Origin of the sequence: Citrobacter amalonaticus, from assembly GCF_037053465.1 — a bacterium.
Classification (GTDB): Bacteria; Pseudomonadota; Gammaproteobacteria; order Enterobacterales; family Enterobacteriaceae; genus Citrobacter_A; species Citrobacter_A amalonaticus_H.
Genome location: NZ_JBALIF010000008.1, coordinates 164,968 through 177,553, shown reverse-complemented (window position 1 = coordinate 177,553; position 12,586 = coordinate 164,968). Strand labels below are relative to the sequence as shown.

General features: G+C 50.4%; 13 protein-coding genes. 10 read left to right on the top strand and 3 right to left on the bottom strand.

Annotation, left to right across the window (positions count from 1 at the left end; all coding sequences use genetic code 11):
- Window positions 1-152: 152 nt before the first annotated feature.
- On the bottom strand, window positions 153-485 hold the full coding sequence (locus WB371_RS15280; protein WP_336220896.1) for a YecR-like lipofamily protein: 333 nt from the start codon (window positions 483-485) through the stop codon (window positions 153-155).
- Between the two features lie 235 nt (window positions 486-720).
- On the opposite strand from WB371_RS15280, the gene WB371_RS15275 reads away from it, so the two are divergent.
- Complete coding sequence (locus WB371_RS15275) at window positions 721-972, top strand: DUF2766 family protein (RefSeq protein ID WP_336220895.1); 252 nt, start codon at window positions 721-723, stop codon at window positions 970-972.
- 98 nt (window positions 973-1,070) lie between these two features.
- On the opposite strand, the gene WB371_RS15270 is transcribed toward WB371_RS15275, so the two are convergent.
- Entirely contained in the window at window positions 1,071-1,574 is a 504-nt protein-coding gene (locus WB371_RS15270; protein WP_336220894.1) for a non-heme ferritin-like protein, read from the bottom strand.
- 936 nt (window positions 1,575-2,510) lie between these two features.
- Here WB371_RS15270 and araF point away from each other — a divergent pair.
- From araF to otsA, 5 genes are all read left to right on the top strand, one after another.
- Window positions 2,511-3,500: an arabinose ABC transporter substrate-binding protein AraF gene (gene araF / locus WB371_RS15265; RefSeq protein ID WP_336220893.1), complete on the top strand. Its 990-nt coding sequence runs from the start codon at window positions 2,511-2,513 to the stop codon at window positions 3,498-3,500.
- An 83-nt stretch (window positions 3,501-3,583) separates the two neighbouring features.
- Window positions 3,584-5,098 carry an arabinose ABC transporter ATP-binding protein AraG gene (gene araG, locus WB371_RS15260; RefSeq protein WP_336220892.1) on the top strand — a complete coding sequence of 505 codons (1,515 nt, stop codon included), beginning with the start codon at window positions 3,584-3,586 and terminating at the stop codon, window positions 5,096-5,098.
- Between the two features lie 14 nt (window positions 5,099-5,112).
- A complete protein-coding gene (araH, locus tag WB371_RS15255) occupies window positions 5,113-6,105 on the top strand; it encodes an arabinose ABC transporter permease AraH (protein WP_336220966.1) in 993 nt (330 codons plus the stop codon).
- Between the two features lie 166 nt (window positions 6,106-6,271).
- Window positions 6,272-7,075, top strand: a complete 804-nt coding sequence (gene otsB / locus WB371_RS15250; protein WP_336220891.1) for a trehalose-phosphatase — start codon at window positions 6,272-6,274, stop codon at window positions 7,073-7,075.
- Complete coding sequence (gene otsA / locus WB371_RS15245) at window positions 7,050-8,471, top strand: alpha,alpha-trehalose-phosphate synthase (RefSeq protein ID WP_336220890.1); 1,422 nt, start codon at window positions 7,050-7,052, stop codon at window positions 8,469-8,471. Before otsB ends, otsA begins: the two co-directional genes overlap by 26 nt.
- Before the next feature lie 17 nt (window positions 8,472-8,488).
- Here otsA and uspC read toward each other — a convergent pair whose 3' ends face one another.
- Window positions 8,489-8,917, bottom strand: a complete 429-nt coding sequence (gene uspC, locus WB371_RS15240; protein ID WP_336220889.1) for a universal stress protein UspC — start codon at window positions 8,915-8,917, stop codon at window positions 8,489-8,491.
- Between the two features lie 792 nt (window positions 8,918-9,709).
- Here uspC and flhD point away from each other — a divergent pair.
- The 4 genes from flhD (at window position 9,710) to motB (ending at window position 12,582) form a co-directional block, all read left to right on the top strand.
- Window positions 9,710-10,060, top strand: a complete 351-nt coding sequence (gene flhD / locus WB371_RS15235; RefSeq protein ID WP_336220888.1) for a flagellar transcriptional regulator FlhD — start codon at window positions 9,710-9,712, stop codon at window positions 10,058-10,060.
- Window positions 10,057-10,641, top strand: a complete 585-nt coding sequence (gene flhC / locus WB371_RS15230; RefSeq protein ID WP_336220965.1) for a flagellar transcriptional regulator FlhC — start codon at window positions 10,057-10,059, stop codon at window positions 10,639-10,641. The genes flhD and flhC overlap by 4 nt, the downstream gene beginning before the upstream one ends.
- A 124-nt stretch (window positions 10,642-10,765) precedes the next feature.
- Window positions 10,766-11,656 carry a flagellar motor stator protein MotA gene (gene motA / locus WB371_RS15225; protein WP_336220887.1) on the top strand — a complete coding sequence of 297 codons (891 nt, stop codon included), beginning with the start codon at window positions 10,766-10,768 and terminating at the stop codon, window positions 11,654-11,656.
- On the top strand, window positions 11,653-12,582 hold the full coding sequence (gene motB / locus WB371_RS15220) for a flagellar motor protein MotB (protein ID WP_336220886.1): 930 nt from the start codon (window positions 11,653-11,655) through the stop codon (window positions 12,580-12,582). Before motA ends, motB begins: the two co-directional genes overlap by 4 nt.
- Window positions 12,583-12,586 lie beyond the last annotated feature (4 nt).

The following is a 12,586-nucleotide window of genomic DNA, read 5'->3' as shown; positions in this document are numbered from 1 at the left end:
TGATGTTGCGCCACTATAAATTGTTATTTAAATATTTGCAAAAGGTAAAATATTAAATTTAATTATTAAAAATACGAATGGGAATAAAACGCATTTGTGCTAAAAAATAACAATTGCGGTTAATTAAGGCCAGCGTGGCTGGCCCGGTATTACTAATTGGGGGAAACGGCTGGCTGAATAGCGACGCCCTGACACTTGTAGGAAAGGGTGATTTTTGTATTCATACACAGTGAGCCAGCATAGACGCTGCAGGTGCTAACCGGTTGACCAAATGATATGGCATCGGCATAGCCAATTTGTTGACACTCGCGCGTCGCCGTGCCGTGAGCGATATAGTCATCGGTATGAGCGTTTTGCAGCATCGCCTGATCGTAACTCAACCGTACCACGCCGGTGGTCGAGTTGACATCACTCACCTTAGCCTGTCTGTTTATCGGGCATCCTGTCAGGAGGAGCAGTGAGAGGGCAATAAAAAGAGTCTTCATTGTTTCGCTCTGATTGTTCGGTGATACGTCATCCTAACTGACGTCGTTGCCTTTCAATGGCCCGAATAGCTTACAGATCAGCGGCAATTAATCACTACGACGAACGGATTCCTTTTCCCTCAGGCTAAAAGTGTGAAGCCTCTTCGAAGGACGAAGCGCAAGGTGCGACTATCGTTTCCACATCTGAATCGGTACTATGGCGACCTTTATACTCTTTTATTTCAGGAGCGAATGTATGTCCCAGCCGATGAGCGCCGATCAGGAACTGGTCTCTGATGTTGTCGCCTGCCAGTTAGTCATTAAACAAATTCTTGATGTCCTTGACGTGATTGCCCCTGTCGAAGTTCGCGAGAAAATGTCCAGTCAACTGAAAAACATCGATTTTTCAACGCATCCAGCGGCAGCCGATCCTGTGACGTTACGCGCTATCCAGAAAGCGATTGCGCTGATTGAGCTGAAATTCACGCCGCAGGGCGAAGCTCACTAACCTATACCGAGAACCTGGTAGCGTCGGAGATATCGGGCTGGATGGACGGAATATTTGGCCTGCTGAAGAAAGGATATGCAGGCCAATCCTGAGTTCAATTAATGCTGTTGATGATTCACCACATTAAGCACGTGCTGGTCCGTTTGCGCCGGACACAGCCCTGCGCGTTTTGCACTGCGCACTTCATCAAGAATCGTTTGCAGTAACAGTCCGTCCTGCTGCTGTTCTTTTTCCAGTGTGTGCAAAAAGCTCAGAGTGGGGGTATCGTTCAGGGCTTCGGCTTCGTCAGCCAGACGAGAGAGGGTACTGGCTCGCTGCTCATGATCCTCCAGGGTTTTCTGAAACAGTTCTTCCAGTGAGTGTAAATCTTCCTCTGGTACGTCAACGGCCTTAACCACCGGGTTTGCCCCGGCCTTTTTCATGTAATTAAACATGCGCATCATTTGGGTGACGTTGCTCTGAGCCTGAGTCCGCAGAAATGTGGCGGTCCCCATTAAACTGTGTTCTGAACACCATTCGCTCATATGGAGATAGAGATTGGACGCATAAAACTCAAGATTCATTTGCGTATTGAGTTTGTGAACTATTCCAACTGATGCCATATCAATATCCTTATTTTCTGAAAGAGGAACGTGCACGGTTAACGGCACAACTTACTGTTAGCAGAGTAGATCCAATCTGCCGGTCCATTATGTGATCAACGAGTCAATTTCTTTGTTTTCCTGAATAAGCATACCGTCAGAAAGTGCATAAGAAAATCCTCAAGTGGCATTGTTTATGTTTTTTTACATATTAGCGAGAAATTGCTGAGGATGAATGAAAGTGGAATGAAGGATTTTTATTTCACTAATGAGATTGTAAATATAAAACCGAATAATTAAGCAGGGTACTATCGGATAATTGATAATTCACGTTGTTCCTGACGGAATAGTTTTACACTGAAATCAGTTTGTGACGAGTCCTACGGGATATATCTTGCGCCAGATCATGTTAGCGAAAACGTTATTAATTTTACCGAATAATGAATACGTTATTTCCGCTGTTATCAGCATGGTTTAAATACAACAGGATGAATGAAAAAGGTTACTGATTTGCTGGCGTCGGTTTCGAATAAACAGAATCTGTTGTTACTATTGATGTTTCTTTGAGGGGATTATCCCGGTTTATTGGACGACGCCGTATCAGCCCGCGCGTGAATGCATATCCGTCTATCCTGGATAAGTCACTCTCTCCTTACAAGTCAAAATGTAGCAACAAGGATTTGCGAGCTGGTCTTATGGATTAATGTGCTATTGCCATTTTCATTTGTCAGACAATTTAGCCATTTCTTATGTCATTTTCCGCTGAATTTATGTACGCAATTACTGTAATTCTGCGGTGTGATGTCGCTCTCCTATGGAGAATCAATTTCCCGCTACAACTAATCCAGTCCTGGTAATTATCTTTCAAGCGAATGGTAATGCCTTGTTTTCTGACTGAATTACAAACAATTGCTCGATTCTACCCTACATAAAATGACGCTAAAGCTGGAGTTAACCATGCACAAATTCACTAAAGCGCTGGCGGCCATTGGTCTGGCTGCCGTTATGTCACAATCCGCTATCGCTGAAACAATGAAACTGGGATTTCTGGTTAAACAGCCGGAAGAACCCTGGTTCCAGACGGAATGGAAATTTGCCGATAAGGCCGGGAAAGATCTGGGTTTTGAAGTGATTAAGATCGCCGTGCCTGATGGAGAGAAAACCCTCAATGCGATCGACAGCCTGGCGGCCAGCGGCGCGAAAGGCTTTGTAATTTGCACACCGGATCCCAAACTCGGTTCAGCCATTGTCGCGAAAGCGCGCGGTTACGATATGAAAGTCATTGCGGTGGATGACCAGTTTGTCAATGCCAAGGGCAAACCCATGGAGACGGTTCCGCTGGTGATGATGGCCGCGACCAAAATTGGCGAGCGTCAGGGCCAGGAACTGTATAAAGAGATGCAAAAACGCGGTTGGGATGTCAAAGAGAGCGCTGTCATGGCGATCACATCGAATGAACTGGATACCGCGCGTCGTCGCACTACCGGTTCGATGGAAGCGCTGAAAGCCGCTGGCTTCCCGGAAAAACAGATCTATCAGGTCCCCACCAAATCGAACGATATCCCCGGCGCATTTGATGCCGCTAACTCTATGCTCGTTCAGCACCCTGAAGTGAAACACTGGCTGATTGTTGGCATGAACGATAACACCGTTCTTGGTGGCGTGCGCGCAACGGAAGGCCAGGGCTTCAAAGCGCCAGACGTGATCGGTATCGGCATTAACGGTGTGGACGCGGTGAGCGAACTGTCGAAAGCACAGGCCACCGGCTTTTATGGCTCACTGCTGCCAAGCCCGGACGTGCATGGCTATAAATCCAGCGAAATGCTCTACAACTGGGTGACCAAAGGCGCAGAGCCGCCGGCATTCACTGAAGTGACGGATGTGGTTCTGATCACCCGTGACAATTTCAAAGAAGAACTGGCGAAAAAAGGGTTAGGCGGCAAGTAATTCCACAGCATGGGAAATTCCGGAGGTGACGAATATGTCGCCTCCGGCAACAGGTTAGAACGATACTGACTCACGGAGACGTTATGCAACAGTCTACCCCGTATCTCTCATTTCGCGGCATTGGTAAAACTTTTCCGGGCGTCAAGGCGCTCACGGATATCAGTTTTGACTGCTATGCCGGTCAGGTGCATGCGCTGATGGGCGAAAATGGCGCCGGGAAATCAACACTCTTAAAAATTCTCAGCGGTAACTATGCGCCAACCACGGGCTCATTGGCGATTCGCGGGCAGGAAATGAATTTCGCGGATACCACCGCTGCATTAAACGCCGGCGTCGCCATTATTTACCAGGAATTGCATCTCGTGCCGGAAATGACCGTTGCCGAGAATATCTACCTTGGCCAGCTTCCGCATAAGGGTGGCATTGTTAACCGCAGTTTGCTCAATTATGAGGCGGGTCTGCAGTTACAACATCTGGGGATGGATATCGAACCGGATACACCGCTGAAGTACCTCTCTATCGGCCAGTGGCAGATGGTGGAAATCGCCAAAGCGCTGGCACGTAACGCCAAAATCATTGCGTTTGATGAGCCGACCAGTTCGCTTTCCGCCAGAGAGATTGAAAACCTGTTTCTGGTGATCCGTGAACTGCGCAAAGAAGGGCGCGTCATTCTCTATGTTTCGCATCGCATGGAAGAAATCTTCGCGCTGAGCGACGCGATCACCGTGTTTAAGGATGGCCGCTACGTTAAAACGTTCACCGACATGCAGCAGGTTAACCATGATGCGCTGGTACAGGCAATGGTAGGGCGTGATTTAGGGGATATTTACGGCTGGCAGCCACGACCGTATGGTGCTGAGCGTTTGCGTCTGCATGAGGTCAAAGCCCCGGGTGTACGTACGCCCATCAGCCTCACGGTGCGCAGCGGTGAAATTGTCGGGCTGTTTGGCCTGGTGGGGGCTGGTCGCAGTGAACTGATGAAGGGGCTGTTTGGCGGGACTCGCATCAGCGCAGGGCAGGTCTACATTGACGAAAAACCCATCGATATCCGCAAACCTGCGAATGCCATCGCGGCGGGGATGATGCTCTGCCCGGAGGACCGAAAAGCTGAGGGGATCATCCCGGTGCATTCGGTGCGAGACAACATCAATATCAGCGCCCGACGTAAACATGTTCTGGGCGGGTGCGTAATCAATAACGGATGGGAAGAAACGAACGCCGATCATCACATCCGCTCGCTGAATATCAAAACGCCTGGCGCTGAGCAGCTCATCATGAACCTTTCTGGCGGTAATCAGCAAAAAGCCATTCTGGGGCGCTGGTTGTCCGAAGAGATGAAGGTGATCTTGCTCGATGAGCCGACCCGCGGCATTGATGTCGGCGCGAAGCACGAAATTTATAACGTTATTTACGCCCTGGCCGCGCGCGGCGTTGCCGTGCTATTCGCCTCCAGTGACCTGCCGGAAGTGCTCGGCGTGGCTGACCGCATTGTGGTGATGCGGGAAGGTGAGATTGCCGGGGAACTACTTCATGAACAGGCGGATGAGCGGCAGGCTCTGAGCCTCGCTATGCCTAAAGTCAGTCAGGCCGTCGCCTGAGAAAGGAGAGAATGATGTCTTCCGTAACTACGTCTGGATCGGGCGCACCTAAGTCGCCGTCATCGTTTAGTCTGGGGCGAATCTGGGATCAGTATGGCATGCTGGTGGTGTTTGCCGTACTTTTCCTCGCCTGCGCCATTTTTGTGCCGAACTTCGCCACCTTTATCAACATGAAAGGGCTGGGCCTGGCGATTTCGATGTCGGGCATGGTGGCCTGCGGCATGTTGTTCTGCCTGGCGTCAGGAGACTTCGACCTGTCCGTCGCGTCGGTCATCGCCTGTGCCGGGGTCACCACCGCTGTGGTTATCAACATGACAGAAAGCCTGTGGATCGGGGTCGGCGCAGGCCTGTTGCTCGGGGTGTTGTGTGGACTGGTCAACGGTTTCGTCATTGCACGGCTGAAGATCAACGCGCTGATCACCACCCTGGCAACGATGCAAATTGTTCGTGGGCTGGCGTATATCATTTCCGATGGTAAAGCGGTAGGTATTGAAGACGAGCGTTTCTTTACTCTCGGCTATGCCAACTGGTTAGGTTTACCGGCGCCAATCTGGCTCACCGTGGGCTGCCTGGTTATCTTCGGTTTACTGTTGAATAAAACGACCTTCGGCCGTAACACCCTGGCCATTGGCGGTAATGAAGAGGCTGCGCGTCTGGCTGGCGTGCCGGTGGTCCGCACTAAAATTATTATCTTCGTGCTGTCAGGTCTGGTTTCTGCCGCGGCCGGGATCATCCTCGCTTCGCGTATGACCAGCGGTCAACCGATGACCTCTATCGGCTATGAGTTAATTGTCATTTCAGCCTGCGTTTTGGGCGGCGTTTCCCTGAAGGGCGGCATCGGAAAAATCTCATATGTGGTGGCGGGGGTGCTTATCCTGGGAACCGTTGAGAATGCGATGAACCTGCTGAACATTTCACCGTTTGCGCAGTACGTCGTTCGCGGTCTGATCCTGCTGGCAGCGGTGATCTTCGACCGTTATAAACAAAAAGCGAAGCGTACCGTTTAAGAAAAAAACGCTCAACTTTTTAGTCTAGTTCCTCTCCATTGCCAGCCGCTACCCCGGCTGGCAATTGTCTTTCCAAATGGCGAGCGTCGTCACACTGTCTATACTTACCGTTGCTAATGAGACGCGATCCACGCGCCTTCAGACATGATGATAAGGAGAGTACCGGGTGGCAAAACCATTAACGACAACCCCTGAACTATCCGCTAACTATGCTTACTTTTTTGATCTCGATGGAACCCTTGCACAGATAAAACCGCATCCAGACCTGGTGGAGATCCCCGCTCAGGTGCTGGAGAGGCTTCACCGTCTTGCAGAGCGAAACGCAGGGGCGCTTGCATTGATTTCAGGGCGCTCAATGGTTGAGCTTGATGCTTTAGCCACTCCCTGGCGATTTCCGCTGGCGGGGGTACACGGGGCTGAACGCCGTGATATCAATGGTAAAACGCATATTGTGCATCTCCCGCAGGCAATAGAGCGTGACATCAGCCTCCAGTTGCATACGGCACTGGCGAACCTGCCGGGCGCGGAGCTCGAAATTAAAGGGATGGCGTTTGCGTTGCACTATCGTCAGGCGCCAGAACATGAACAGGCGTTACTGACGCTGGCGCGACGTATTGCGCAAAACTGGCCGCAACTGGCGCTACAACAGGGAAAATGCGTCGTCGAACTCAAACCGAAAGGCGCCAACAAAGGCGAAGCGATCGCCGCGTTTATGCAGGAAGCACCGTTTGCCGGGCGGATCCCGGTTTTTCTGGGAGACGATCTGACCGATGAGTCGGGTTTTGCCGTGGTCAACCGCATGGGCGGGATTTCAGTGAAGGTGGGCGAAGGGGAAACGCAGGCGACATGGCGTCTGGCAAGCGTGCCCGACGTCTGGCGCTGGCTGGAATCTATTCACTCTGCACAAGAACAAGAAAAAAACATTCAAGACAGGAGAGATGGCTATGAGTCGTTTAGTCGTAGTATCTAATCGAATTGCGCCCCCGGATAACAAAGCCAGCGCGGGTGGCCTGGCCGTCGGGGTTCTGGGCGCGCTAAAAGCAGCCGGAGGGCTGTGGTTCGGTTGGAGTGGCGAATTGGGTCACGAAGATCAGCCATTAAAAGAAGTTACCCGCGGCAATATTACCTGGGCGTCGTTTAACCTCAGCGAAAAAGATCACGAAGAGTATTACAACCAGTTCTCCAACGCGGTGCTTTGGCCTGCTTTTCACTACCGGCTGGATCTGGTGAATTTTCAGCGTACTGCGTGGGAAGGGTATCAGCGTGTGAATGCGCTGCTGGCAGATAAGCTCCAGCCGTTATTAAAAGATGACGACATTATCTGGATCCACGATTACCACCTGCTGCCCTTTGCCAGCGAACTGCGTAAGCGTGGGGTAAATAACCGGACAGGTTTCTTCCTGCATATTCCCTTTCCGACGCCGGAGATTTTTAACGCCTTGCCATGCTCGGACATTCTGCTGGAGCAGATGTGCGATTATGACCTGTTAGGCTTTCAAACCGAAAACGACCGTGTGGCCTTCCTTGATAGCCTCTCCAGCATGACGAGAGTCAGTTCGCATGATAAGCAAAGCCACACTGCCTGGGGCAAACATTTCCACACGGCGGTTTACCCCATTGGGATTGAACCACAGGAGATTGCCCGGCAGGCATCGGGTCCGTTACCGCCGAAACTGGCGCAACTTAAGGCCGAGCTTAAAAATCTCAAAAACATCTTTTCCGTCGAGCGACTGGATTATTCAAAAGGTCTTCCGGAACGTTTTCAGGCTTATGAGGCACTTCTGGAGAAATTCCCCCAGCATCACGGGAAGATCCGTTATACGCAGATTGCGCCCACTTCACGGGGCGACGTGCAGGCCTATCAGGATATCCGGCATCAGCTTGAGACTGAAGCCGGGCGCATTAACGGTAAATACGGGCAACTGGGCTGGACGCCGCTCTTTTATCTGAACCAACACTTTGACCGAAAATTGCTGATGAAAGTCTTCCGTTCATCGGACGTGGGGCTGGTCACGCCGCTGCGTGACGGCATGAATCTGGTGGCGAAAGAGTTTGTTGCCGCACAGGATCCCGAAAATCCAGGCGTGCTGGTTTTGTCACAATTCGCAGGGGCAGCGAATGAGCTGACCTCCGCGCTTATTGTCAATCCATACGATCGTGACGAGGTGGCAGCCGCGCTGGACAGAGCTCTCACCATGCCGCTGGCTGAACGGATATCGCGACACGCGGAGATGCTGGAGGTGATTATCAAAAATGACATCAATCACTGGCAGGAGCGCTTTATTGGCGACTTAAAGAAGATCGCGCCACGCAGCGCTGAAACTCTTCAGCAACGTAAAGTGGCGACGTTTCCGAAGCTCGCCTGATCGGTAACGCGCTGGCATTAATCGCCGTCAAGCGGTACTAACAGGACATCCACCAGGCTTGAACTTACCACACTTTTCGCTGAGCAGGACGCTCGCGAAAAGAAGCTTTGATTGTGATTGCCGCAAACAACCAGATCCACGTCGTGTTTACGACACACATCCAGAATATGTTCGCTTAGCTCACCGTAGGTAATAAACGTCTGCGCAATCGGGTAATCAGCTTCTTTCGCCAGTTTCTCAAGGAAATCATGCGTTTCCTCCTCCATTAGCCCGCGCAAATCTTCCATCATGGGGGCGGCGAACTGATTGTAGAGTTCCGGGTCAGAGGCGAGGGTGATGAGGCTGATACGGGCGTTGACGGGGCGGGCGATAGAGACGGCTTTCGCCAGCAGTTGTTGACTTTCCGGGGTGATAGCCACAGCAACCAGAATGTGTGTATAGCTCATAACTCGCTCCTTAATGCAAGAATATGAGATGGTCCTTCAGCATTACTCAGATTATCTCACAACTGCAATGCTTCAGGATGACAATAATGTGAAGGCACTCATAATTATTCATTAAAATTTCTTATAAATAGTTCTAATAAATAACCAAATGTAGCAATAAAAACGGTTGACTTAAATTAAATTAGCAGGTTAGTAATTCCTCATTTCAACGAATTCATGAGAGTGATTAATTTCTGTGTAATCATAAAATAATTGTATTCTTAAGAGATTGAAAACAATTAACACTCTGTTTTAAATGAATAAAAATCTGTTTTGCTTCGAAATTCATTTAATGGGATTTGACTATTTTCTCTGCGTTATTTTAACGGTTGTGTCGTAATATTTTTCTCTGTATCCGTCGTGTGTTTTAAGAACCGATGAAATGAAAAGTGGTTGGATTGGTCAATTTATAATCAAAATAAAAGCCTGGCTGATGGATTTGTGTTAACAATTAAGTTATTTTATGTGACATTCATCACATATTTTTCAAATTCGCAGCCTGGCTTTGTTGTATGTCTGAGGACTGACGAGTAGAGTTGCGTCGAATTAGGAAAAATCTTAGGCATTTGTAAGAATTTATGTGGGCACGTAACGAGTGGGCAAAGCCTTTGCGTGATACCGATGTCTTTGGTTACGCGCCTGATTGAAAGTATGTGTTTGACCTATTTGATTTTTTTACCGGGAATTCCCGGCGACATCACGGGGTGCGGTTTCGCCGCACAAAAATAAAGTTGGTTATTCTGGATGGGAATAATGCATACATCCGAGTTGCTGAAACACATTTATGACATCAATTTGTCATATTTACTCCTTGCACAGCGTCTAATCGTTCAGGACAAAGCGTCTGCCATGTTTCGTCTCGGGATCAACGAGGAAATGGCCACATCGTTAGGGGCGCTGACCCTTCCACAAATGGTTAAACTGGCAGAAACGAATCAACTTGTTTGTCACTTTCGTTTCGACAGCCACCAAACCATCAGCCGTTTGACTCAGGACTCCAGGGTTGACGATCTCCAGCAAATCCACACCGGCATCATGCTGTCTACGCGCCTGTTAAGTGATGTCAACCAGGCTGATGAAACCGCACGCAAGAAAAGGGCCTGATGATGAGTGAGAAAAGCATTGTTCAGGAAGCTCGTGATATCCAGTTAGCAATGGAATTGATCACTCTGGGTGCCCGTTTGCAAATGCTGGAAAGCGAAACGCAGCTCAGTCGCGGTCGCCTCATCAAGCTGTACAAAGAACTCCGTGGTAGTCCTCCGCCGAAAGGCATGTTGCCGTTTTCCACCGACTGGTTTATGACCTGGGAGCAGAACATCCATGCCTCTATGTTCTGTAATGCCTGGCAATTCCTGCTAAAAACAGGTCTTTGCAGCGGCGTTGATGCGGTTATTAAAGCGTATCGGCTCTATCTTGAGCAGTGTCCGCAGGGAGACGATGGTCCTCTGCTGGCGCTGACGCGTGCATGGACGCTGGTTCGTTTCGTAGAAAGCGGGTTACTTCAGTTATCGAGCTGTAACTGCTGCGGCGGGAATTTTATTACCCACGCTCACCAACCTGCGGGCAGTTTTGCCTGCAGTTTGTGCCAGCCGCCGTCGCGTGCGGTAAAAAGACGTAAACTTTCCCAGGATGCTGCCGATATTATTCCACAACTGCTGGATGAACAGATCGAACAGGCTGTTTAACCGATAGGTGTGGACAGAACACTCCAGCAGCGGTAAGTGATTACCGCTGCTTTTTTTTGCCTCGCCGACGCGTTAACGCCACGACTGCGCATCCTGTCATTGTCAACAGCAGAAGGATGATGTCGTGCTTATCTTATTAGGTTACCTGGTTGTTCTTGGTACAGTTTTCGGCGGTTACATGATGACCGGTGGAAACCTTGGGGCACTCTATCAACCGGCTGAATTTGTCATCATCGGTGGCGCGGGGATAGGGGCTTTTATCGTCGGGAACAACGGGAAAGCCATCAAGGGAACGTTAAAAGCGCTGCCGTTACTGTTTCGCCGTTCGAAGTACACCAAAGCGATGTATATGGATTTGCTGGCGCTACTCTATCGCCTGATGGCGAAGTCACGCCAGCAGGGTATGTTCTCGCTCGAACGTGATATTGAAAATCCGAAAGAGAGTGAAATTTTTGCCAGTTATCCGCGGATTCTGGCCGATGCAATGATGCTCGATTTCATCGTTGATTACCTGCGTTTAATCATCAGCGGCAACATGAATACCTTCGAGATCGAAGCACTGATGGACGAAGAAATTGAAACCCACGAGAGCGAAGCCGAAGTACCGGCCAACAGCCTGGCGCTGATGGGCGATTCTTTACCGGCGTTCGGTATTGTCGCTGCGGTTATGGGGGTGGTTCATGCGCTCGCGTCAGCGGACAGACCCGCAGCAGAGCTGGGTTCACTGATTGCTCATGCGATGGTCGGGACGTTCCTCGGCATTTTGCTGGCTTATGGCTTCATCTCACCGCTTGCCAGCGTTTTACGCCAGAAGAGCGCGGAAACCACCAAAATGATGCAGTGCGTCAAGGTCACCTTACTGTCGAATCTGAACGGCTACGCCCCGCCGATTGCCGTCGAGTTTGGCCGTAAGACGTTGTATTCCAGCGAACGCCCGTCGTTCATTGAACTGGAAGAACATGTTCGCGCCGTGAGAAACCCGAATCAGCAACAGACAACGACTGAGGACGCATGAAGAATCGGTCTCATCCCATCGTCGTTGTCAAACGACGCAAGCACAAAGGCCATGGCGGTGGTGCACATGGGTCGTGGAAGATTGCTTACGCTGACTTTATGACCGCCATGATGGCCTTTTTTCTGGTGATGTGGCTCATTTCCATCTCCAGCCCTAAAGAACTGATTCAGATTGCCGAATATTTCCGTACCCCGCTGGCAACGGCGATCACGGGGGGAAATCGCATTTCCAACAGCCAGAGTCCCATTCCTGGCGGTGGCGATGACTTTACCCAGCAGCAGGGCGAAGTGAATAAGCAACCGAATATCGATGAGCTGAAAAAACGCATGGAACAAAATCGCCTGAGCAAACTGCGCGGCGATCTCGATCAGCTCATTGAGTCCGATCCTAAACTGCGCGCCCTGCGTCCTCATCTGAAGATTGACCTGGTGCAGGAAGGGTTGCGGATCCAGATTATCGACAGCCAGAATCGCCCGATGTTTAAAACCGGCAGCGCGGAGGTTGAACCCTATATGCGCGATATCCTGCAGGCCATTGCGCCGGTACTGAATGGCATTCCGAACCGCATCAGTCTGTCAGGACATACGGATGATTACCCTTATGCAAACGGTGAGAAGGGGTACAGCAACTGGGAACTCTCTGCCGATCGCGCCAATGCCTCCCGCCGTGAACTGGTGCAGGGCGGTCTGGATGACGGAAAAGTATTACGGGTGGTCGGCATGGCCGCCACGATGCGCATGAGCGATCGTGGGCCTGATGACGCCATTAACCGCCGAATCAGCCTGTTAGTTCTGAACAAGCAGTCCGAACAGGCCATTTTGCATGAAAACGCTGAAAGCCAGAACGAGCCGGTAAGTGTATTACAACAGCCTGAGGCCAGCCCGCAGGTAAGCGTTCCCACATCGCCACCAGCCAATCCGAGGTGATAGC